Below are 23,291 nucleotides of genomic sequence, written 5' to 3' on the forward strand. Positions count from 1 at the left end.
AATGTGGAATAACGACCGTGCATAGGATGTGTCTTCCGAATGGAACAACATATTGGCGAGTTAATCGCGCATTATGGCTATTTTGGAATTGTTATAGCTTTGGCTGGTGGGATTGTCGGATTACCGATACCAGACGAGTTTTTATTGACCTTTGTTGGTTATAATGTTTCAAAAGGAGTTATGTCAGGAACTGCTGCTTTTTTAAGTGGGCTGGCTGGTGCGATGTTAGGGATCACGTTAAGCTACATATTAGGTTTAAAACTTGGGCTCCCTGTTTTAAAGAAATATGGGCCGAAAATTAGAATTAAAGAACATCACATTGAAAAAACACATATTTTATTTGAAAAATATGGGCCATTTCTTTTAATGATTGGTTATTTTATACCGGGCGTACGTCATTTAACAGCATATTTTGCTGGGGTATCAAATTTGACACTTTGGCGTTTTTGTTTGTACGCTTACGGTGGTGCGCTCATTTGGATAAGTGTTTTTATTGGGCTTGGCTGGAAGTTAGGCGAGAAGTGGCGCTTCGTTGAGTATAGTTTACATCATTATGGAATATGGATTTTATTAATTTCAGCAGTTGTTACATGTTTTGTATGGTTGTACATAAAGAAAAAGAAAAACCGCTAATAGCGGTTTTTTTAGCTGAAAGCAATAAATAATACACCAGCTGTAATAAAGACTACACCAACGCCGGTCATAAAGTTTAACTTTTCACCGAGGATAATCATAGCAAGAATGATAGAAAATACGACGCTTAATTTATCGACAGGAGCTACTTGTGAAACCTTTCCTGTTTTGAGGGCAAGAAAATAAAATAGCCATGAAGAAGCACCTGCAATCCCACTTAATGTGATAAATAGCAGTGCTTTTTTATTTAGCAGTACGTCGCCGATATTTTGAAATTTACCTTGTATGATAATAACGCCTATCATAAATAATGCCATAATAATAGATCGAATTGTTGTTGCAACGTTTGCATCGATGCCGTCTAAACCAAACTTTCCAAAAATCGATACAAGGGCAGCAGCAATTGCTGATAATAGTGCAAATAAGAGCCACGAACTCATAGTAAAATTCCTCCAATCTTACAGTATTATACATGAAAATGATTCTCATGTATAAAGTTGAAGCAATTGAGCTTATAGGAAGCACGACTTCAACTTAACTTCTTGCTCCACCTGAATTTTAAGGTGGGAGTTTTACTGCCTGTAAATAGTGGGCTAAATAGCGAAATAATCCCCACCTTATATTTTTAATAAGGTGGGGATTATTATACTACTCTGCAATTTCCTCATATAAAAAGTACGTTACATTATAAATATGTTCTACTTCATCGTCTGTCATAAACAGTAATTCGTCACGCTCAATCCCTTTTTTCTTTTCAATAAACTCAATCATGTTTTTGCGTTCTTCTCTCTTCATCAATTTTATTTCTCCTCTCAATCTGTTTTAATACAGTTTATTTAAGTTAATGCTATTATATAACAGAATCTTTAGAAAGTTCCACCTATTTTATTGTTTTTTTCAAAAGAACTTTTCGACAAAACAAGCCCACCTAAGGGGGGCTTGTTTTATTTTATAGTCGTAAAAACTCAGGCTCCGTCGTACCGGCACCATCGATGTAATAAATTGTGTCGGGGTTGATTTTTATCAATACGTAATTAGGGTCTTCAGGGCCGAGTAACCAACGTTTTAAGCTATTATTCCAAAACTTGTTTTTTAATGTCGAGTCTTCCTCAATTGAAGCCAATCCTTCAACTTCAATATAATCTTCATCTAATTTTTTCCCTTCTCGTCCGAGTAGTACATGGACATTAGGATTTTGTTCAATATCTGTTATCTTTTTTGATTGTCGATCTGTTGCAACATACAGTACAAAATCTTCATGGAAAAACATCATAAAGGCGCTATGAGGTTTCTCATTTCGTACTGTAGATAATACACCAGTACGTTGACCTTGAATAATAGTTGCGATTTTTTCTTTTAAGTGCATAATTTTAACCCCTTTTCACAATTTATAATTCTGTCTGTTTAAACAAGATAATTTAAATATCTTTCATACTGTTTTCTTCAATCCGATTTTTTAAACGTAATTGTGATGAAATCGGACAAGTTAGGAGAAGAATAATAATAATATTGAGGAGAAATACATACGATGGAAGGATGAAAAACATGTTTAATAAAATATTTCTTATAGTAGCGCTTATAGGTGTACCACTATCTGTACTTGGAAAAACACTTCATTGGCCAGAAACAATTATGTTCGCTGTGTATTGTGTTACGATTATCGCATTAGCTGGTTTTATGGGTAGAGCAACAGAGAGTCTAGCAATTGTTTCTGGTCCTAGAATAGGCGGATTATTAAATGCTACTTTCGGTAATGCTGTTGAACTTATCATTTCAATTTTTGCACTTCAAGCAGGGTTAATTGAAGTGGTGTTAGCTTCTTTAACGGGATCTGTACTTGGAAATTTATTATTAGTAGGAGGGTTATCCTTCTTTGTTGGAGGTCTTAAATACAAAAGACAAAGTTTTAATGTATATGATGCAAGGCATAATTCAGCTTTATTAATATTTGCTGTTGTTGTGGCCTTTGTTATTCCAGAGATCTTTTCAATGAAGATGGACGCTGGCAAGACGTATCAATTAAGTATAGGTGTTTCTATTATTATGATTATCATGTACCTTGCTGCATTACTATTTAAGTTAGTTACGCACCGTGGTGTATATCAACATAAAAGTGACGAAGTAGCGCATGAAGAAGAGCCAGAGTGGTCGAAAGGGAAGGCGCTACTTATTTTAGCGATAGCAACACTAGCGGTAGCTTATGTGTCAGAGGCACTCGTGCATACTTTTGAAACTGTTGCAAAGTCATTTGGCTGGTCAGAGTTATTTATAGGGGTTATTATCGTTGCAATTGTTGGGAATGCAGCGGAACATGCGTCTGCAATTATTATGGCTTATAAAAATAAAGTAAATATTGCAGTTGAAATTGCAATAGGCTCTACATTACAAATCGCCATGTTTGTTGCTCCTGTATTAGTATTACTATCTATGTTCTTCGCGCAAAGGATGCCTTTAGTATTTACCATACCAGAACTTGTGTCTATGATTACAGCCGTTTTCTTAACGATTGCGATTTCCAATGATGGAGATACAAACTGGTTTGAAGGAGGCACTTTACTAGCGGCGTATGTCATTATGGGAATTGGTTTTTATTTATTATGAAAAATAGGCATAACAATTGCGCTCAGAGAAAACAATAAACGAAGTAGTATATATACCTACATAGGAAGGAGCCAGACAGGTGAAACGAGTATACAGCATATGTCTTTCAACTATGGTCTCGTTTATTTTATTATTTCCTAACATGAGTTTTGCAAAGACAACAGTAGGAACAAAAATGCCTTCATCTGTTTTAAATATTTCAAAAGACAATACATTTCCAAATGATGCGCAAGATTTGCCACGTTTACAACCAAGTAAATTTGCTCAAGAGCTATTGAAAACGGCTAATATTAAAATTGAAAATCCAGACTTAATTCGGATGTTTAATGAAACGACAATTTCAAATGCGCCACTTGCAGTAGGGTATCGGGCAAAAATTTATTTAGGTCAATGGGCCTTACATTATGAATCAGTAGACACATCGATTAATTGGGAATATAAACAAGTGAATCGAAATGTGTATGATAATCGCGGAGGAGACCGTTTATATCCACTTCGCTATAAGCAAGAAACACAAAAGACGGTTGAAGGCGATTTAACAGCAGATATGAAAGATGCTGCAGATGTGAAAAAAATGATGCTTCTCAAAGCACTTGAAAAAGTACAATTACCTCTTTCGTTTAAGACAACTATTGGTTATGGTACTGGACATGAGCGTGTGTATAATATTAGTCCGAGTCAACTTGGATATTTATACGCTTATACACCAGCAGTAAATGAAAAGGGAAAAGTAACATTTGGAGAAGTGTATCTTGTATTAAAGGGAAATCAAAAAAGACTTGTTGTGAAAAATATTACTTCTCAAGGAATTGGAGCGGCAATTCCAATTCATGATCATTTGTTTTTTAAATTTATTTCTTCTTCTCACTCGCAATAACATAAAAAACGTCAGCTTATAAGCTGACGTTTTTTTTATAATGTAATGTTTGCTGTTTTTGATAAGAAATCTTCTGTCGGATAGTAGCTGTTTTTTACAAGAACATTTGGTCCAAGACATTTTACTGCAGGACAGTGGCAGCTTAATGATTTTGCTGTTTTTGAAGTGCTCCATTTTTCATACGCTTCTTGTAATGTGTTTGTTTGTATGTTTCCTAGAAGTGGAACATCACCAAAGTCCGTCACAATAATATTTCCATCGAAAATATTTACATTTAAACGAGAACGGCCATCTGGATCATTACGAACAGTTACATTTTTGCTCTCTTGCAATTTTTTAAATGTAGCTATGTCTTTTTCGTCATCGCTACAAGCATAGAAAGGTAAAGTTCCAAATAGCATCCATACATTTTCATCGCGAATTTCTAGTAAATGTTCAATCGCATCACGAATTTCAGCTTTTGTTAAAATCTCTAGATTACTCGCGAAGTCACTTGGATACATTGGATGAACTTCATGACGTTTACAGCCCATCTCTTCGACGATTTGGCGGTGAATATGTTCAATATGTGGTAGAGTTCTTTTGTTTAGCATTGTTTCGGCCGATACAAGTACACCTGCATCTGATAGAGCCTTACTATTTGTAATCATTCTTTCAAATAATTTTGCACGTTGTTCGTAAGTAGGCTTACGCTCCATCATTGCAAATCCGCCTTCAACGAAGTCATCAATTGTTCCCCAGTTATGAGATATATGCAATACGTCTAAATAAGGAATAATCTGTTCGTAACGTGCTAAATCTATAGTTAAGTTAGAGTTGATTTGAGTGCGAACGCCTCGTTCATGGGCATATTTTAAGAGTGGTGTTACATAGTTGTCGACGGATTTTTTTGAAAGCATAGGTTCGCCGCCAGTAATACTTAAAGAACGTAAATGAGGAATCTCATCTAATCGTTTTAATAAAAGATCCATCGGAAGCGGATTTGGGTCTTTCGGCTGTAACGTGTAACCAACAGCGCAATGCTCACAGCGCATGTTGCATAACGTCGTCGTTGTAAATTCAACATTTGTTAATAGTAGTTTGCCGTACTCTTCAAGGTCCATATACGCTTCCCATGGATCGTAAGAAGGAGTAATCGGCTTCATTTTTTGTGATATCGTCATATGAAATACTCCTTTGACTATTGAAATAACAATTTGTCCATTCTCTATAATAGAAGAATATGTGCTTTTTATAAAGTGAAACTTTTTAGCATGGAAAGAGAGAGGGCTTACATTATAGTGGATGACTGTGACAAAATTGATGAAATTTCATGCCCATAGCAATCGTTTTTGCGGTATAATAAAAGCAACTCGAATTAAAAGGAGAGTGCCTTCATGGGAAAAGCAATTCAAGATAAAGATACACAATTAGTATATTTAAAAGAACGTTTAAATATGTTCATTGAAGTAATTGATACAATTGAACCTGAAGAAGTTGAATTAGAAGATGTAGATCGTCTTCTTGCAATGTTAGATGAATTAGAATTAAAATGTGAGCAATTTAAAAAAGACGAATAATATATTAAAAAGGCTACCAATTCCAATTTGGTAGCCTTTTTCTGTTCGGGTAATAGAAGGACGATAGAAAAAGAGGTATAATCAAGTTGTGAAAAATTTCATTTATGCTCTAATAGCGTGAAACAAATAAATAGCTAAAGAGCATAACAATTGAATTTTCAGCTCATAACGTTTTGGTAGCGTTCACAATTGAGGGGGAAGTAACAATGGAAAAGCTTCAAGAAAGCATGTATCAACTAATTGTTGAAACGTCAACGAACTTACCGAAAGATGTTCGTCGTGCGATTCAACAAGCGAAAGAGCGAGAAAATGCAGGGACTCGTTCTGCGATGGCACTTGGCACAATTACAAATAATATTAAAATGGCTGATGATAACATCTCGCCGATTTGCCAAGATACAGGGATGCCAACGTTTAAAATTTATACACCAGTTGGTGTGAATCAATTAAAGTTGAAGGAAGCTATCTATAATGCGCTTGAGCGGGCGACAAAAGATGGTAAACTTCGTCCCAATTCTGTTGATTCTCTTTTTGGAGATAATAGTGGAAATAATTTAGGACCAGGTACACCGGTGATTAAGTTTGAACAATGGGAAAAAGATTATATTGATGCACGTTTAATCCTAAAAGGTGGTGGCTGTGAGAATAAAAATATTCAATATAGCTTACCGTGTGAACTAGAAGGACTTGGACGAGCTGGCCGTGATTTAGAAGGGATTCGTAAATGCCTTCTTCATGCAGTATATCAAGCACAAGGGCAAGGATGTAGCGCTGGTGTAATTGGTGTTGGTATCGGGGGAGACCGCACATCAGGTTATGAATTGGCAAAAAATCAATTATTCCGTACATTAGATGATGTCAATCCAGTACCAGAGTTACAACATCTTGAAGAGTACGTATTAGAAAATGCGAATAAGCTTGGCATTGGTACGATGGGATTTGGCGGAGAAACAACTTTACTTGGTTGTAAAATTGGCGTCTATAATCGTTTGCCAGCTAGTTTCTATGTATCTGTTGCGTATAATTGCTGGGCATATCGTCGCCTTGGTGTGAAAATCCATCCTGAAACAGGAGACATTATGGATTGGCTATATCAAGAAGGTGAAGATACACTTCAGCATGAAGTACAAGAAAAAACAGAGCAACGTGAGATTGTATTACAAGCACCAATTACAGAAGAGCAAATTCGTGAACTTCGCGTTGGTGATGTTGTAACAATTAATGGCATGATGTATACAGGTCGTGACGCAATCCATAAGCATTTAATGGATAATGATTGTCCAGTAGATTTAAATGGACAAATTATTTACCACTGTGGTCCAGTTGTTGTGAAAGATGAAAATGACAATTGGCAAATTAAAGCGGCAGGTCCAACGACAAGTATTCGTGAAGAACCGTACCAAGGCGATATTATGAAGAAATTCGGTATTCGCGCTGTCATTGGAAAAGGCGGTATGGGTGCGAAAACATTAGCGGCTTTAGAAGAACACGGCGGTGTATATTTAAACGCAATCGGTGGTGCAGCGCAATATTATGCTGAATGTATTAAAGAAGTGAAAGATGTTGATTTCTTACAATTTGGTATTCCGGAAGCAATGTGGCATTTACGTATCGACGGGTTTAAAGCAGTTGTAACGATGGACTCTCATGGTAATAGCTTACATGCAGATGTTGATAAAACATCACTTGAAAAATTAGCTAGCTTTAAAGAGCCAGTATTTAAGTAAATAAAAAATGCATCTCGAATGATTCGAGATGCATTTTTTTGGTATATATAGAAAAACATGTTCAGCATGAAAGAATGTGTAGCAACAGAAACTACAAGTACGATTATATATGGAAAGGAGACTATTTATGAAATATAAATGGTTATATATCGGTCTCATTTTTTCAATTATGATGGCACTTGTTCCAGTTTCAGCACTGGCTTATACAAATACTCCACATAACTGGGGAATCCCGCGTCCTAAAAATGAAACAGTACCAGATGCAGGAAAGTTATATACAGATTTACTACAAAAAAATGGCGGGTTTTATTTAGGAGATACGAAGAAAAAAGATATTTATTTAACATTTGATAATGGATATGAGAATGGATACACAGGGAAAATATTAGATGTATTAAAAGAGAAAAAAGTACCAGCAACTTTCTTTGTAACGGGGCATTACATTAAAACACAAAAAGATTTATTGTTAAGAATGAAGGATGAAGGACATATTATTGGAAACCATTCTTGGAGTCATCCTGATTTTACAGCGGTAAATGATGAGAAACTTCGTGAAGAATTAACAAGTGTAACGGAAGAAATTAAAAAAGTAACTGGGCAAAAAGAAGTGAAATATGTACGTCCTCCGCGCGGTGTATTTAGTGAAAGAACGTTAGCTCTTACGAAAGAAATGGGCTATTATAATGTATTTTGGTCACTTGCATTTTTGGATTGGAAAGTGGATCAGCAAAGAGGATGGCAATATGCGCATAATAATGTTATGACGATGATTCATCCAGGATCTATTTTATTACTTCATGCAATATCAAAAGATAATGCAGAAGCACTTGCGAAAATCATTGATGATTTGCGCGAGAAAGGGTATCATTTTAAAAGTCTAGATGACTTAGTAAAAGGCAATCAACCGTAAGCATGTATGCTTACGGTTTTCTCATGCTATAATGATGTGTAAAAAGGATGGGGAAACGTATGTGGAGCGAACATGTTACGTTAGAGTATCCGTATCATTTTGAAGAAGTATTAAAACGTTTATCTTTTGATCCTCTTAACGTCATTCAATTAGATGAGAAAGTTATTTATATCCCGCTTTGTATAGACGAGGAACAGGTTGTTGTTCGCTTACAAGGGATTGGTACTGTTCAAAATCCACAGTTTTGGATTTCTAGTCAGACAGGAGATCCAGAGAAAGTCATGAAACGAATGAGGGCCATTTTTCATTGGAATGAACCGTTTCAAGATATACAAAATCATTTTTTAAACACATCATTACGTCCACTATTTGAAACATATGCTTATACTCCAATTATTTTAGAATTTGATTATTTTGCTTGTCTGCTTCGCTGTATCATTCACCAACAAATAAATTTGAAATTTGCTACTGTGTTAACAGAACAATTTGTGAAACGGTATGGAACAGAGAAGAACGGTGTATTCTTTTTCCCCACTCCGGAAATAGTAGCAAATATTTCAATAGAAGAATTGAGAGAGCAGAAGTTTAGTCAGCGAAAGGCTGAATATATAGTAGGATTAGGTCGAAGTATTGTCAGTGGTACATTAAATTTAGCGAGTATAGAAAATGGGACGGAAGAAGACATTTCAGCACAATTGTTGCCAATTAGGGGAATTGGTGCATGGACAGTGCAAAACTTTTTAATGTTTGGGCTTGGACGGAAAAATATGTTCCCGAAAGCGGACATTGGGATTCAGCGTGCAGTGCAAGGTATATTTCAATTAGATGATAAACCTGATGATGCATTTTTAGAAAAAGTGAAACAAGAGTGTGAACCATACTGCAGTTATGCAGCGTTATATTTATGGAAAAGTATAGAGTAGAGGTGTAATAATGATACAAAAGCAACATGAGAGTAAGTTGGAAGTTGGTCAAACGTTTCCTGTGACAATTAAACGTCTTGGGATTAACGGAGAAGGCGTTGGTTATTTTAAGAGACAAGTTGTTTTTATTCCAGGGGCATTACCAGGAGAAGAAGTTGTTGCAGAAACAACGAAAATTCAGCGTGGCTTCGCTGAAGCGAAAGTGAAAAAAGTTCGTAAAGCTTCACCGCATCGTGTGAAAGCACCGTGTCCAGTATATGAGGAGTGTGGCGGTTGTCAGCTGCAACATTTAGATTATAAAGAACAATTGAATCAAAAGCGTGATATCGTTGTACAAGCATTTGAGAAGTACATGAAAAATAGTATGGAAGAGAAAATTCGCCCAACGCTTGGCATGGAAAATCCATGGCATTATCGTAATAAGAGTCAATTACAAGTGGGGCGTAAAGACGAAAAGGTTATTACAGGGCTGTATAAACAAAACTCACATCAGTTAATTGATATCGCTCACTGTATGATTCAACATAAAGCAACGAATGAAGCGACAAAAGTTGTAAGACGTATTTTAGAAAAATTAAATGTTTCTATTTACAATGAGAAAAAGCAAAAAGGTTTAGTACGCACAATTGTAACACGTACTGCAGTTCAAACAGGGGAAGTACAAGTTACACTTATTACAACAAAAGAAGAATTACCAAATAAAGAACAATTTATTGCAGAAGTACAAAAACAGATGCCAGCGGTTAAATCAATTATGCAAAATGTAAACTGGCGTAAAACATCTGTTATTTTTGGCGACAAAACATTTAAATTAGCTGGAAAAGAAGTCATTCAAGAAACACTTGGCGATTTATCATTTGAATTATCAGCACGTGCATTCTTCCAGTTGAATCCAGAGCAAACAGTTGTTTTGTATAATGAAGCGAAAAAAGCAGCTGCGTTAACAGGAAACGAGAAGATTGTGGATGCGTACTGTGGTGTCGGTACAATCGGTCTTTGGCTTGCAAATGATGCAGCGGAAGTACGTGGTATGGATGTAATTCCAGAAGCAATTGCAGATGCAAGAAAAAATGCAAAGCGTCACGGATTTACAAATACGAAATATGAAGCAGGTAAAGCTGAACAATGGTTACCGAAATGGGTAAAAGAAGGATGGCGTCCAGATGTAATTGTTGTCGACCCACCACGTACAGGTTGCGATGATAAATTACTGGAAACAATTTTAAAAGTGAAGCCGAAACAAGTTGTGTACGTGTCTTGTAATCCTTCTTCATTAGCACGTGATGTACAAGCATTAATGAAGAGCTATGAAGTGGAGTATGTGCAACCAGTTGATATGTTCCCGCATACAGCTCACGTAGAAAATGTAGTGAAGCTTGTTAGAAAGTAAAGTTTATTAATATTCCCTCATGGTATGAGGGAATATTTTCTATGAAGGAGAATATTATGCATAATTATAAATTAACGATTCAGTACGACGGCGCACGTTTTAAAGGATGGCAACGTCTTGGTAATAACGATAATACAATTCAAGGAAAAATCGAAAGTGTCATATCTGAAATGGTCGGAAAAGAAATTGAAATTATCGGTTGTAGTAGAACAGACGCTGGTGTACATGCTTTGAATCAAGTTGCTAACTTTCAAAGTGATGAGAAGTTAGTGGAACATAAAGTGAAAAAATATTTAAATCAATATTTACCTAACGATATTAGCATTACGAATGTGGAAGAAGTACATGATCGTTTCCATGCTCGTTACAATTCTAAAGCAAAAACATATCTGTATAAAATTTGGAATGAAGAGCATACAAATCCATTTATGCGTAAATACAGCATGCATGTGAATAAAAAATTAAATGTGAAAAGCATGAAAGCAGCTGCAAAACATTTAGTTGGTTCACATGACTTTACTGCTTTTTCAAATGCGAAATCAAAGAAAAAATCTATGGTTCGAGAAGTATATACACTTGATGTGATGGAAGAGGCAGGGTTTGTACAAATTAGAGTAAGTGGTAACGGCTTCCTTCATAATATGGTAAGAAAAATTGTCGGGGCATTAATTGAAGTTGGATTAGGACAATTAGATGCTGAAGCAATTCCAAACATTTTAGAGGAAAAGCAGCGCAATCAAATTAATTGTCTTGCTGAGGCAAGTGGGTTGTATTTAGAGAATGTTGAGTTTTAATGGCAAATAAAAAAATCGGGCTAAGTAGCTCGATTTTTTTAGTATTAAGAAGATTTTTCGTTTTTTATACGTATCTTCAAATTCCAAAAAGCAGCAAGCATAATAGCTGCAAAGGAGCCAAAAATTGTTCCTAATAGCTTTGCATAAGGAGAGCTGCTTACATCGGCATTAATGAATAACATCATACAGAGCATGGCAGGGAAAAAGTATAAGTATTGTAATAACTTTAATTTTTTATCATTACTCATATATATAGCCCCTTTCTAGCATGTTATATGTTTATTATAACATATTTTACCAAGTAATTTTTACACTTGGAGACATGTTTATTTCATATGTGTAAATGCAGTTTTTTAATTCGATATTGTAAGTTTTGCCTACTTAATCCTAAAAATTTTGCAGCTTGTGAGATGTTGCCATGATTCTCTTTAAGAATTTGGTTAATGTAGTTCTTTTCCATTTTTTCTATTGTGTGTTTTAAAGTTTTAGGTGCATCAGTATTGTGAGTAGTTAGTGCATGTTGCATATTGAATTCTGTTTTTATTCGTTCGCGAAAGCGAGTAGGAAGATGAAACGCTGTAATGATGGTTTCATCTTCTATCAAGTTCATGGAACCTTCAATTATATGTTCCAACTCCCGTACGTTTCCAGGCCAATCGTAGGCATAGAAAAATTCTCTTACATTTACATCTACATCGGTTACGTTGAGCCCGAATTGAGTATTATATTTTTCAATAAAGTGCTGAACAAGAGCTGGAATATCTTCTTTTCTTTCACGTAAAGGCGGAAGACATAAAGTAACGACGCTTAATCGGTAATATAAGTCTTCTCTTAATCGATTATGTGCGATGGCTTCAAAGGGATCTTCATTGATAGTTGCTATAATGCGAACATCAATTTCTTTTTCGTGTGTACCTCCGATTCTTCGTATTGTTTTTTCTTGTATAGCCCGCAGCAACTTAGCTTGAAGTATTGGGCTTAATGAATTGATTTCATCTAATAACAAAGTTCCTCCGTTTGCTTCTTCGAATAAGCCTGATTTATCTATTGCTCCTGTAAAGGCACCTCGATTTGTGCCAAATAGTAGGCTTTCCATTAAGGTATCAGGTATAGCGGCACAGTTTTGTGAAATAAAGGGTTTTGTTGAACGCTGACTTTCATTATGGATGCTTTGTGCAAATAGTTCTTTACCAGTGCCTGTTTCTCCTACTAGAAGTATGGAGGAAGATGTACGAATTACTCTTTTTCCTTCTGTAATGATTGATTGAATGGCTTCAGAATCACCAATTATGTGATCAAAGGTAAATTTAGTACTTTGTTTTCGAGAAGGACCTATTTTTATCGTTTGCTTTAAGTTACTAATTTCTTTTGATATTTCAATAGCGCCTTTAATTTTTCCATGTTCTATTATAGGGAAAGTATCGTTAATCGTTGTAATTTCTTGTCCTTTATTGTTAAAATACGTTTGTTTTATATTTTTCTTTGTTTTTCCAAATTTTAATGCCTCTATAAGAGTACTATTTTTATTTTCCTCAAATGCGAATACTTCTAAAGGACTTTTATATAGCACATCTGAGCGCTCCATTGATTCAATTTCCATCATTTTGCGGTTATAGATAATCGTCTTACTTTCCTCATTAATAATATGAATTCCGATGTCGAGTTCATTGAGTAAAGTTTCATATAGCATATTCATTTCAATGATCTGTTTTAAATTAATTTCTTCTGTACGCATAGATTATCTTCTCCTCATTCCACCCTATGAAGACTGACTTTTTATAATTTTATTAAAATTCTTATAAAATCGCAAAAATTTTTTGCTATTTTCCTTTTAAAATCTCTGAAATGATAGAAAAATTTTGCGGTTATGAAGTTTTTTTTTTGAGAAACCTTCATTTTAAATAGGAATTGGAGATTGGTACGCATTTTGCATAAATAATAATTGATATATCTAAAGGAGGGATATGCAACGTTTCAGTACCAACTAATAAGAAGGAGGAGTGTATAAAGTGAAGACGGTTATAGAATGCGTGTATAGTCCTTGTTACGGGAAAGTAGAGAAGTTATTTGTTACGGAAAGTTCTTACGTATACGAGTGGGAGAAATTAGCATTAATTGAAACAATAGATAAACAGAAAGTAGAAATTAAGATAGGGATCAGTGGTTATATTGAATCATTAGAAGTAGTAGAAGGACAAGCTATTGCTGATCAAAAGTTATTAATAACAGTAAGGGATGACCTTTTAGTAACAGGCAGTGATTAATGTAAGTGACGTGTATTTTTGCTCTTTTAAATCATTATTTTTACGGTGAATAATTTTAAAAACGCTTACATTAAATGGGTTTACAAAGTGAAAAGGGGGGATTTATATGATGAATCAAAATCAAGGATTAAAAAGAGAATTGAAAAGCAGGCACATATTTATGATTGCACTTGGAGGCGTTATTGGTACCGGTCTTTTTTTAGGATCTGGGTATACAATTCATGAAGCTGGGCCTGGAGGAGCGATTGTAGCATATCTTGTTGGAGGATTTGTTATGTATTTAACGATGCTCTGTCTTGGAGAGTTAGCTGTTGCAATGCCTGACGCAGGATCTTATCAAACGTATGCTACGAAGCATATTTCCCCTGCAGCAGGTTATGTAGTTGGATGGATGTCATGGTTAAACTGGTCAGCTACGATAGGGATTGAACTAATTGCAGTTAGTATTTTAATGAAACGATGGTTTCCTGATGTACCTTCATGGATTTGGTGCGTAGTGTTTGCGGTACTCCTCTTTGCTATTAATGCGTTATCTTCAAGAAGTTTTGCGGAAGTTGAATTTTGGTTTGCAAGTATTAAAGTAATTACGATTATTGCATTTATTATTTTAGGTGGGGCAGCAATGTTTGGTTTTCTAGATATGAAAGGAAATGAACCAGCACCGATGTTCTCTAGTTTTACTGATTATGGTGGATTGTTCCCCAATGGATTATCAGCCATTTTAATTACGATGATTGCAGTTAATTTTTCTTTCCAAGGAACAGAATTAGTTGGTATTGCAGCAGGTGAGAGTGAAAATCCAGAGAAAACAATCCCGAAGGCAATTAACAATACAGTTTGGCGTATACTTGTTTTCTTTGTACTATCTATTTTTATTCTTGCTGGACTATTCCCTTGGCAACAAGCGGGAGTAATTGAAAGTCCATTTGTAGTTGTATTTGATAAAATTGGTATTCCTTATGCAGCAGATATTATAAATTTTGTTATCATTACAGCAGTGCTATCCGTTGCGAATTCAGGGTTATATGCAACTTCTCGTATGCTATGGTCTATGTCTAATCAAGGAATGATTAGTCCGATTTTTGGTAAGTTATCTAAAAACGGTGTTCCTATTTATGCATTGATTGTAAGTACAATTGTAGGCTGCCTTTCATTACTATCAGGTATTTATGCGGAAGATACAGTTTATTTATGGCTACTTTCTATTGCCGGGTTCGGGGCGATATTAGTTTGGGCATCTATTGCTCTATCTAACTTATTAGCTAGAAGGTCATACATAAAGCAGGGCGGGGATGTGAAAGAATTGAAATTTAAAACACCATTGTATCCATTTGTACCACTTCTTGCGTTAGTATTAAATTTAACAGTAATCGTTGGAATGGCCTTTATTCCAGAACAAAGAATGGCATTGTATTGTGGTATTCCATTTATGATTGTTTGTTTACTGTTTTACCGTGCAACAAGAAATAAGGCACGTAAAGTAGAACATATTGAAAAGACAAATACGACGGAAGTAGAGAGCTTATAATATGAATTAATTTGGAGACTGTAAGATTTGTAAACAGTCTCTTTTTTTGTGAAAATAAAGCTGGAAACATACTATGTATGCAAAGGGGAATTAGCGATGAATCCAGAAGTTTCGCAGTTGTTAAAACAAATAGATTCAAGGAAAGAGGAATTGTTAGAACTTACAAAAACATTAATTCGTTTTGAAACACCAGCACCACCAGCGAGAAATACAAATGAAGCGCAAGAATTTGTTGCAGATTTTTTAAGAAAACGAAATTTTAGTATTGATAAATGGGATGTATATCCGAATGATCCGAACGTTGTCGGAGTTAAAAAAGGAATAAAAAGTGACTCATATAAAAGTCTTATTATTAATGGTCATATGGATGTAGCTGAAGTGTCAGCAGATGAGGCGTGGGAAACGAATCCATTTGATCCATTTATAAAAGATGGCTGGTTAGTTGGACGTGGCGCAGCAGATATGAAAGGTGGGCTGGCTGGAGCGCTATTTGCCATTCAACTTTTACAAGAAGCTGGTATTGAATTACCTGGAGATTTAATCTTTCAATCCGTAATTGGAGAAGAAGTTGGAGAGGCAGGTACACTTCAATGCTGCAGGCGAGGTTACGATGCTGATTTTGCAGTAGTAGTGGATACGAGCGATTTACATATGCAAGGACAAGGCAGTGTCATTACTGGATGGATTACAGTGAAAAGTCCGCAAACGTTTCATGATGCAACGCGCAGACAAATGATCCATGCTGGAGGATGTTTATTTGGAGCGAGTGCGATTGAAAAAATGATGAAAATTGTGCAAAGCTTACAAGAATTAGAGCGCCACTGGGCAGTTATGAAAACATATGAAGGCTATCCATCTGGAACAACAACAATTAATCCAGCTGTTATTGAGGGTGGAAGACATGCAGCTTTTATTGCGGATGAGTGCCGGTTATGGATAACAGTGCACTTTTATCCGAATGAAACACATGAACAAATAATAAAAGAAATTGAAGAGTATATCGGTAAAGTAGCAGCTGCCGATCCATGGCTAAGTGAAAATCCACCACAATTTAAGTGGGGCGGAGAATCAATGATTGTGGATCGTGGCGAAATTTTCCCTTCTTTAGAAATAGATAGTGAACATACAGCTGTAAAAACGCTTAGCTCAGTACATGAATCAATTCTTTCTAAAAACGCAATTTTAGATATGTCTGCAACGGTAACGGATGGTGGTTGGTTTAGTGAATTTCATATTCCGGCTGTTATTTACGGACCAGGCACATTAGAGGAAGCTCATTCAATAAATGAGAAAGTAGAAGTAGAGCAGTTAATTGAATTTACAAAAGTAATAACAGCATTTATATATGAATGGTGTCATATGAAAAAATAGATTAGTATGTTGAAGTCGTACAGGTATGTATACTTGTACGATTTTTTAGTGAACTATTTCAGTGTTGAATATAAACAACTGAAATAGTTCTTTATTTTTCTATGTCTTTCGTTTCATTTCAATTAATTTCTCTCTCGCTAATTCAACGGCAATCGCATCATCTAAATAGCCAATTGGAAAGAGATAGTCGGGAATAATATCTGTCGATAATATGAAATAAAGTAATGCGCTCCCAAGAACTGCACGTTCTTCTTTTGAAATGGTTTCATTACAAAATTGTTGATACATATCTGTTAATTGTTCAATAAAAGGACCAGCACTATCAATTTGCTCTAATTTGCTTGCAAAACTGTCATGAATACGTTTTTCGCCTTCTGTTGTCTGGGCATAGCGTTCGTAATTTTCGAGTTCTTGTTTTACGCGAGTTGTAGTGTAATCGAAATCGAATAAGTTAGAGGATTGCAGAGTTTGCTGAATGGTATCAAGAGATGTGTACATATCCGTCTTTTCTTTATTAATGTGAGGAGAATCAGGATACATTTCATCAAATAACAATTGGGGTGGAACTTGCAGACATTCTGCGAATTTTTGTAGGTGTTTTTGTTTTGGCGGTTGTTTACCATTCATAATTCTTGAGATTGTTGCGGGATCAATATTTGTAAGCATTCCGAGTTGGCGCATAGATAAGGCACGTTCTTTTAAAAGTTTTTTTATTAATCTACTAAGCCGCTCATTTGGATTTTCTTTAGGCATAGCGAAGGCACTCCTTTTTATTGTTGAAAAAATGTTGAGCATTTATTACATGTATATGAAACAGACAGGCACAGTTGCTCAACATTTTCATAAGATGCATGGAAAAGTGAGGAAAAGGGGTGGCTATTTATGAGTACGGCAGGTCTATTTTCAATTTTTTTAATCGGGATTGCTTCTAATTTAGATAATGCAGGTGTTGGGATTGCATATGGCATTCGTAAAATTAGAATTTCGTGGTTCAACAATTTTATCATCGCATTTTTTGGGTTTTTATTTACTTTATTAGCTGGATTTTTTGGGAACTGGATTGCGTTATTTATTTCAGAGTTTACAGCAAACCTGATTGGAGCAATCGTTTTAGGGATAATCGGGGTGTTTATTTTGTGCCAGCCTTTCTTGGGGCAAAGAAATACCGTAGGCTCTAAAGATGGTAATGTACTTATAGGAATTTTACGTGATCCAGAAAAAGCAGATTTTGATGGTTCTAAAACAATTAGTTTTTCAGAAGCAATTGTATTAGGGATTGCGTTGTCTATTAATAATATTGCAGGTGGATTTGATGCTGGAGTAACAAACCTGAACCTTTGGCTTACAGCAACTATTTCAGGGGTGTTTAGTTTTATTTGTATTAGTAGTTTTGCGTATGTAGGGAAACGATTTTTAGCAGAATACCTAGGGAAATGGGCGACAGTTATCGCAGGAGTGTTATTAATTCTTATTGGGATTGATCAGTTGTTGTAAGGAGAGTAGAAAACAAGGTTCGAGTATTTCCTTGGAAATACAGCAAGAGATTGCATATATCGACGTACTTTTCTCCATACTAATACGGATTTCTTTTAAGAAAGGGGGATTTGTATGGGACGCGGGAAAGCATTTGATCATAAGAAAAAAGGGCATGATCATCAACCACCTAAAGGTGCGTTCATTCATAAAGATGTAAATGAACATACTTTGGAAGAGGAAGAGCTACCAGTAAATATTGAGGCGTATAAAAATAGTTTAAAAAAACATTAAAAGCACCTACATAGGTGCTTTTTTACCGTATATCTTCAATTAATTGTTCGGATTCTTCATGCATACTGTACTCACTTAATACTTGAATGCAAAGCCACTTTAATTCCTCAATCGTATGCTCAAGTTCTTCAGGAAGCACATGATAAATGTCTTCAAGTCCCATCCCGAAATGAATAAGTTCAAGTACTTGATCATCGATGTTCCGATCCATTAATAATTCAAGTACTTCTAAATTGAATATGTATCGGTGAGCTTCGTCGAGTGAAACAACTTTTAACTTCAAGCTTTCTACAATACTCAATATAAAAAGAAGGATTGTTTTTTCAAGAACAGGTTGTTTTCCCATTTGAAATATTAGTTTCATCTTTCACACCTCCACATATAGCGCTAGGTTGTACTATATTATTCAGGAGGGGGGAACAAATATGCATGATATAGAGAAACTTTCAGCACTGTTTTTGTAAGAGTATTGATAACTGACAAAAGGGAGGTTTTGGCGAAATAAAAAATCCTGCTAGTATAGCAGGATAACTCGCGATTAAAAAATACTCCAACCTTCTTGAGCAGAAAGAAGTTCAAGAATTTTAAAACCAGCAATACTATTTCCGTTTGCATCTAAAGCTGGTCCGAAAATACCGATTCCCATGTCTCCTTTTACGCAGCCAAAAATACCACCGGCTACACCACTTTTTGCAGGAATACCAACACGAATTGCAAATTCACCAGATTCGTTATACATACCACATGTGACCATAAATGTTTTGCAAATTTTTGTAATATGTTTAGGGATGATTTGTTTCTTTTTATATGGATCATATCCATCCATTGCAAAAATTAAGCCGATACGTGCTAAATCGATGCAGTTTACTTCAACTGCGCATTGACGAGTATATAAATCCATAAGTTCTTCAATATCACAATCGATAATTCCGTTTTGTTTCATATAATAACAAAGTGAACGGTTTAGGTAAGCTGTCTCTAGTTCTGAATCGGCAACTTTAGAGGAATAATTAATAGTAGGATTATCTGTTATTTCACGTACAAAATGAAGAATACGTTCCATTTTTTCCTCGTTATCTTTTCCTGCTAACATGCTTGTAATAGCTAATGCTCCTGCATTTATCATTGGATTAAGGGGTTTGGACGGACTTGTCGTTTCTAACTTAATAATAGAATTAAATGGGTCACCCGTTGGTTCCATTCCAACTTTAGAAAATACATATTCTTCACCACGGTCTAAAAGGGCAAGGGCAAGTGTAATTACTTTGGAAATACTTTGAAGAGTAAATAGTGTTTGTGAGTTGCCTGCATGGATATATTCTGTTTCTTTATGGAAAATGGCAATCCCTAAATCGTCTGGATTTGCATTTCCTAGTTCGGGGATATAAGTAGCAAGTTTTCCTTTTTTTGTATATGGTTTTACTTGTTCTAACAACTGTTGTAAGTTGTTTGTTTCAATGCACTGCATAGTACCAACGCTCCTATTTTGAATTAACTAAGTTTACTTTTCCCGATATGCTCGGAAATAAATAATAACATGAAAAAGTGGAATGATAAAACGAAAGTTCAATGTGCTATAATAGGTCTTTCGTTTCGAGTATTCTGTATTTTAAAAAGGAGAATTTTCCTTTTATATAACAGTTTGGAAATAGGAGATTTATCCATAAAAAGTTCGGAAATAAAAACTACACATCTATACAACTATATGTTATTATGGTTATGTAATAGAAAGCGTTTTCTAAAGCGTACTTATAATGATAACGATTTCATAAATTAAATTAGGGGGAATTAAAATGTTGCAGTTTTTACAACGTATTGGTAAAGCTTTAATGCTTCCGATCGCAGTACTACCAGCAGCAGGATTATTGCTTCGTTTAGGGCAACCAGATGTATTTGATATTCCTGTTATGGCACAGGCCGGCGCAGCAGTTTTTGATAACTTAGCACTTATTTTTGCAATTGGTATTGCAATCGGTCTTTCAGTGGATGGTAGTGGTGCAGCAGGTCTTGCAGGTGCAATTGGTTATCTTGTTATGAAAAATAGTATTGATGCACTTAGCAAAGGGTATTCAACTGCTGAATTACAAGGTAAATTAGGTAAAGTCCAAGATTTAATAGGTAATAGCGCAAATGTAGATCCATCTAAGCTTGCGGATACAATGACACAAGTATCTAAGGCTGCTGAATTATCGACTAAAGTAGATATGAAAGTTTTAGGTGGTATTATTGTTGGTGTTATAGCAGGACTTCTTTATAATAAATTCCATAAGATTAAACTTCCAGAATGGTTAGGTTTCTTTGCTGGAAAACGTTTCGTTCCAATTGTTACATCAGTTGTGATGCTGATATTAGGAATTCTATTTGCACAAATTTGGCCAACAATTCAAAATGGTATTGATGCATTAGCTCATGGAATTGTTAATTTAGGTGCAATTGGTTCAGGATTATTTGGTTTATTAAACCGTTTATTAATCCCAATTGGTTTACACCACGTAATGAACACATACTTCTGGTTTGTATTTGGGGACTTTACAAATGCAGCAGGTAATGTTGTTAATGGTGATATTGCTCGTTTCCTTGCAGGTGACAAAACAGCAGGTATGTTTATGACTGGTTTCTTCCCAGTTATGATGTTCGGTTTACCAGCAGCATGTTTCGCAATGATTGCAGCTGCTAAACCAGAAAAGCGTAAAGCAGTTACTGGTATGTTAGCTGGTCTAGCATTAACTTCATTCTTAACTGGTATTACAGAGCCTATTGAATTCTCATTCATGTTCTTATCACCAGTATTATATGGTATTCATGCTGTACTAACAGGTCTTTCTTTATTCATTACAACATCACTTGGCATTCATGATGGTTTCTCATTTAGTGCCGGTGCAATCGATTATGCTTTAAACTTCGGTATTGCAACAAAACCAGTCTTACTAGCAGGTATCGGTTTAATTTACGCAGCAATTTATTTCATAGTATTCTACTTCTTAATTAAGAAGTTCGATTTAAAAACTCCTGGTCGTGAAGATGACGATGAGTTAGTTGAAGATGGTGATGCACCAGTTGCAGGTTCAATTGGTGAAACTTACGTAGCAGCTTTAGGCGGAAAAGAAAACTTAACAGTTATTGATAACTGTGCAACACGTCTACGCTTACAAGTAAAAGATGCTGGTCAAGTAAATGAAGCAGCATTAAAACGTGCTGGTGCAAAAGGTGTTATGAAATTAAGTAATACTAGTGTACAAGTTATCGTAGGTACAAATGTTGAATCTGTTGCCGATGATATGAAAAAACACGTATAAATAATGAGATAAGAGGATGTCCCAAAAGATTGATAACATCAATTTTTTAGAGGATATCCTCTTTTTTTTGTTAATAATTTAACGGGAATCTTACTTTTGTAAATTTTCTTTTTCTTTTTTGTACATATAGGTTGGTAATATGTGCAGTGCGTGATAAAGTAGGGATGATATAGAATGGATTATCCATAATCTACTAAAACGAATCTTTAGTAGAGGAATTAAATTATTGGTGAGTAAGGGGAAAAAAGCAATTATGGATCAGGAAAAAAATAATGCGAATGGGAAAGCACATCGGCCGATTGTATACATAAAAAGAACAATCATTCTCGTCTTACTATTATCACTTGTATATTTCATGTATACAAAAATTGTTGCGCATAATAAGAAAGAAGAAACTTTAAAAGCGGCAGCAGAAATGAAGAAACAAGAAGAGTTAAAAAAGAAAGAAGAAAAAAAGAAACAAGAAGTACAGAAGCAAAAACAAAAAGAGCAGGAAGAACAAATGAAGCAAGCGCAAGCAGCGGAGAAACCTGCTGAAGGACCACCTCAAGAAATTAATGAAAACGCTCAATTGGACCAGTATTTACAAAACGCAGGATTTAGCGGGACAGCTGTTATTGTGAAGAACGGAAAAGTTCTTCTGAATAAAGGGTACGGTATGGCAAATAAAGAGCAGCAAGTACCGAATAATTCAGAGACGACTTTTTATATTGGTTCTATTTCAAAGGCGTTTGTAGCAACTGCTATTATGCAATTGAAAGATCAAAATAAATTACAAGTAGAAGATACTGTTGCGAAGTATATTCCAGATTTTCCACAAGGTAATAATATTCAGCTAAAACATCTATTAACACATACATCAGGGATTCCCGAATATGAGCAGGGAAAAGAAGATATTTCTCATGAAGAACTGATAAAGCGGATAGGAAATCAAAAGCGTATTGGTGGTCCGGGAGAGAAGTGGAAGTATTCTGATTCGAACTACTCTATACTTGCTTATATTGCAGAGAAGGTAAGTGGGCAGTCACTCGAAGAATATATTAAACAACATATTTTTGCTACTGCGGGTATGAAACATTCTGGCTTTGGCACAGCGTTAGAACAAACAAGATTCCCATCAACGGGTTATAAAATAGTAAATAATAATATGACAACACCTAATATTCCAAGCATGTCACAACTTTATGGTTGTGGTGATATATATACGAGTGCACATGATTTATATTTATTTAATGAGGCGTTATACTCTGGAAAATTAATTTCAAAAGAGAGTTACGATCAAATGTTTACGGGTGGAAAAAAGGATTACGGGTTTGGATGGTACGTAGACCCAGGAAGCTATTCGAATCATGGTGTAATGCCAGGTTGGAATTGCTTAAACGGATTTAGTAAAAATGGCAGTGTATATGTTGTTTTATTATCTAACATTCAAAATAATATTAAATCATTTGGTAAAGTGAATAATGACATTTATTCGATATTGCGGAATATTGAAGTGTAAGAAACTATCCTTTTGGATAGTTTTTTTTATGCTCTGAAACAAATATTTCTTTTAGAAAATGTATGTCTTACCTATCACAAAAATATCCATTTTGTATACATTAAGATGTATGGATGTAAAATTTTATAATCTAAAAATAATAGGAGGAGA

25 protein-coding genes and 1 pseudogene are annotated in these 23,291 nt (G+C 35.2%); 17 read left to right on the forward strand and 9 right to left on the reverse strand.

Annotated elements, in window-relative coordinates:
* The first annotated feature begins 39 nt into the window (after positions 1-39).
* On the forward strand, positions 40-633 hold the full coding sequence (locus tag ACTFR3_RS21430; protein WP_000434872.1) for a DedA family protein: 594 nt from the start codon (positions 40-42) through the stop codon (positions 631-633).
* Between the two features lie 11 nt (positions 634-644).
* Here the strand turns inward: ACTFR3_RS21430 and ACTFR3_RS21435 are convergent, their stop codons facing one another.
* From ACTFR3_RS21435 to ACTFR3_RS21445, 3 genes are all read right to left on the reverse strand, one after another.
* Entirely contained in the window at positions 645-1,073 is a 429-nt protein-coding gene (locus ACTFR3_RS21435) for an EamA family transporter (RefSeq protein WP_000100295.1), read from the reverse strand.
* 208 nt (positions 1,074-1,281) lie between these two features.
* Positions 1,282-1,428, reverse strand: a complete 147-nt coding sequence (locus tag ACTFR3_RS21440; protein ID WP_000817786.1) for a BH0509 family protein — start codon at positions 1,426-1,428, stop codon at positions 1,282-1,284.
* Between the two features lie 154 nt (positions 1,429-1,582).
* Positions 1,583-1,999, reverse strand: coding sequence for a pyridoxamine 5'-phosphate oxidase family protein (locus tag ACTFR3_RS21445; protein WP_000550220.1), 417 nt, complete (start codon positions 1,997-1,999; stop codon positions 1,583-1,585).
* 179 nt (positions 2,000-2,178) lie between these two features.
* On the opposite strand from ACTFR3_RS21445, the gene cax reads away from it, so the two are divergent.
* Positions 2,179-3,234, forward strand: coding sequence for a calcium/proton exchanger (cax, locus tag ACTFR3_RS21450; RefSeq protein WP_000482137.1), 1,056 nt, complete (start codon positions 2,179-2,181; stop codon positions 3,232-3,234).
* A gap of 79 nt (positions 3,235-3,313) precedes the next feature.
* Positions 3,314-4,111 (forward strand): YfkD famly protein, encoded by a 798-nt coding sequence (locus tag ACTFR3_RS21455; protein WP_002083605.1) that lies wholly within the window; start codon positions 3,314-3,316, stop codon positions 4,109-4,111.
* A 35-nt stretch (positions 4,112-4,146) separates the two neighbouring features.
* Here the strand turns inward: ACTFR3_RS21455 and yfkAB are convergent, their stop codons facing one another.
* Positions 4,147-5,274 (reverse strand): radical SAM/CxCxxxxC motif protein YfkAB, encoded by a 1,128-nt coding sequence (yfkAB, locus tag ACTFR3_RS21460; RefSeq protein WP_000156016.1) that lies wholly within the window; start codon positions 5,272-5,274, stop codon positions 4,147-4,149.
* 213 nt (positions 5,275-5,487) lie between these two features.
* Here yfkAB and ACTFR3_RS21465 point away from each other — a divergent pair, with 213 nt between their 5' ends.
* From ACTFR3_RS21465 to truA, 6 genes are all read left to right on the forward strand, one after another.
* The gene (locus ACTFR3_RS21465; protein WP_000513558.1) at positions 5,488-5,670 is read left to right on the forward strand and encodes an SE1561 family protein; all 183 of its coding nucleotides are present in this window, start codon (positions 5,488-5,490) and stop codon (positions 5,668-5,670) included.
* Positions 5,671-5,876: 206 nt separating this feature from the next.
* Positions 5,877-7,397 (forward strand): class I fumarate hydratase, encoded by a 1,521-nt coding sequence (gene fumA, locus ACTFR3_RS21470; RefSeq protein ID WP_000413523.1) that lies wholly within the window; start codon positions 5,877-5,879, stop codon positions 7,395-7,397.
* A gap of 127 nt (positions 7,398-7,524) precedes the next feature.
* Positions 7,525-8,307, forward strand: a complete 783-nt coding sequence (gene pdaA / locus ACTFR3_RS21475; protein WP_000875956.1) for a delta-lactam-biosynthetic de-N-acetylase — start codon at positions 7,525-7,527, stop codon at positions 8,305-8,307.
* Between the two features lie 59 nt (positions 8,308-8,366).
* Positions 8,367-9,230, forward strand: coding sequence for a DNA-3-methyladenine glycosylase family protein (locus ACTFR3_RS21480; RefSeq protein ID WP_000269422.1), 864 nt, complete (start codon positions 8,367-8,369; stop codon positions 9,228-9,230).
* A 10-nt stretch (positions 9,231-9,240) separates the two neighbouring features.
* The gene (gene rlmD / locus ACTFR3_RS21485; RefSeq protein ID WP_000615206.1) at positions 9,241-10,620 is read left to right on the forward strand and encodes a 23S rRNA (uracil(1939)-C(5))-methyltransferase RlmD; all 1,380 of its coding nucleotides are present in this window, start codon (positions 9,241-9,243) and stop codon (positions 10,618-10,620) included.
* A gap of 56 nt (positions 10,621-10,676) precedes the next feature.
* The gene (gene truA / locus ACTFR3_RS21490) at positions 10,677-11,414 is read left to right on the forward strand and encodes a tRNA pseudouridine(38-40) synthase TruA (RefSeq protein WP_000553118.1); all 738 of its coding nucleotides are present in this window, start codon (positions 10,677-10,679) and stop codon (positions 11,412-11,414) included.
* A gap of 44 nt (positions 11,415-11,458) precedes the next feature.
* On the opposite strand, the gene ACTFR3_RS21495 is transcribed toward truA, so the two are convergent.
* Positions 11,459-11,662: a hypothetical protein gene (locus tag ACTFR3_RS21495; protein WP_000063860.1), complete on the reverse strand. Its 204-nt coding sequence runs from the start codon at positions 11,660-11,662 to the stop codon at positions 11,459-11,461.
* 83 nt (positions 11,663-11,745) lie between these two features.
* Positions 11,746-13,149, reverse strand: coding sequence for a sigma-54 interaction domain-containing protein (locus tag ACTFR3_RS21500; protein ID WP_063219947.1), 1,404 nt, complete (start codon positions 13,147-13,149; stop codon positions 11,746-11,748).
* A gap of 274 nt (positions 13,150-13,423) precedes the next feature.
* Between ACTFR3_RS21500 and ACTFR3_RS21505 the strand changes: the two genes are divergently transcribed.
* From ACTFR3_RS21505 to ACTFR3_RS21515, 3 genes are all read left to right on the forward strand, one after another.
* A complete protein-coding gene (locus tag ACTFR3_RS21505; protein WP_000859480.1) occupies positions 13,424-13,678 on the forward strand; it encodes a biotin/lipoyl-containing protein in 255 nt (84 codons plus the stop codon).
* A 106-nt stretch (positions 13,679-13,784) separates the two neighbouring features.
* Positions 13,785-15,206 (forward strand): amino acid permease, encoded by a 1,422-nt coding sequence (locus ACTFR3_RS21510; RefSeq protein ID WP_000981865.1) that lies wholly within the window; start codon positions 13,785-13,787, stop codon positions 15,204-15,206.
* A 96-nt stretch (positions 15,207-15,302) separates the two neighbouring features.
* Positions 15,303-16,577, forward strand: a complete 1,275-nt coding sequence (locus ACTFR3_RS21515; RefSeq protein ID WP_440044805.1) for an acetylornithine deacetylase — start codon at positions 15,303-15,305, stop codon at positions 16,575-16,577.
* 99 nt (positions 16,578-16,676) lie between these two features.
* On the opposite strand, the gene ACTFR3_RS21520 is transcribed toward ACTFR3_RS21515, so the two are convergent.
* Positions 16,677-17,330, reverse strand: coding sequence for a helix-turn-helix domain-containing protein (locus ACTFR3_RS21520; protein ID WP_001123716.1), 654 nt, complete (start codon positions 17,328-17,330; stop codon positions 16,677-16,679).
* A 129-nt stretch (positions 17,331-17,459) separates the two neighbouring features.
* Between ACTFR3_RS21520 and ytaF the strand changes: the two genes are divergently transcribed.
* Both ytaF and ACTFR3_RS21530 read left to right on the forward strand, forming a co-directional pair.
* Positions 17,460-18,071, forward strand: a complete 612-nt coding sequence (ytaF, locus tag ACTFR3_RS21525) for a sporulation membrane protein YtaF (protein WP_088053922.1) — start codon at positions 17,460-17,462, stop codon at positions 18,069-18,071.
* 114 nt (positions 18,072-18,185) lie between these two features.
* A complete protein-coding gene (locus ACTFR3_RS21530; RefSeq protein WP_000532409.1) occupies positions 18,186-18,344 on the forward strand; it encodes a hypothetical protein in 159 nt (52 codons plus the stop codon).
* 22 nt (positions 18,345-18,366) lie between these two features.
* On the opposite strand, the gene ACTFR3_RS21535 is transcribed toward ACTFR3_RS21530, so the two are convergent.
* Positions 18,367-18,708 carry a DUF3969 family protein gene (locus ACTFR3_RS21535; RefSeq protein ID WP_000766604.1) on the reverse strand — a complete coding sequence of 114 codons (342 nt, stop codon included), beginning with the start codon at positions 18,706-18,708 and terminating at the stop codon, positions 18,367-18,369.
* Positions 18,709-18,882: 174 nt separating this feature from the next.
* Positions 18,883-19,812, reverse strand: coding sequence for a glutaminase A (gene glsA, locus ACTFR3_RS21540; RefSeq protein ID WP_001149850.1), 930 nt, complete (start codon positions 19,810-19,812; stop codon positions 18,883-18,885).
* A gap of 69 nt (positions 19,813-19,881) precedes the next feature.
* Between glsA and ACTFR3_RS21545 the strand changes: the two are divergent.
* The 3 genes and pseudogenes from ACTFR3_RS21545 to ACTFR3_RS21555 all read left to right on the forward strand — a co-directional run bounded on the left by ACTFR3_RS21545 (position 19,882) and on the right by ACTFR3_RS21555 (position 23,141).
* Positions 19,882-19,996 (forward strand): annotated as a pseudogene (locus ACTFR3_RS21545) (transcriptional regulator).
* 141 nt (positions 19,997-20,137) lie between these two features.
* Positions 20,138-21,640, forward strand: a complete 1,503-nt coding sequence (gene nagE, locus ACTFR3_RS21550) for an N-acetylglucosamine-specific PTS transporter subunit IIBC (protein WP_000938900.1) — start codon at positions 20,138-20,140, stop codon at positions 21,638-21,640.
* Between the two features lie 253 nt (positions 21,641-21,893).
* Positions 21,894-23,141, forward strand: coding sequence for a serine hydrolase domain-containing protein (locus ACTFR3_RS21555; protein ID WP_000371812.1), 1,248 nt, complete (start codon positions 21,894-21,896; stop codon positions 23,139-23,141).
* The last annotated feature ends 150 nt before the right edge of the window (positions 23,142-23,291 follow it).

The organism is Bacillus cereus group sp. MYBK14-1, from assembly GCF_051916885.1.
GTDB lineage: Bacteria > Bacillota > Bacilli > Bacillales > Bacillaceae_G > Bacillus_A > Bacillus_A cereus.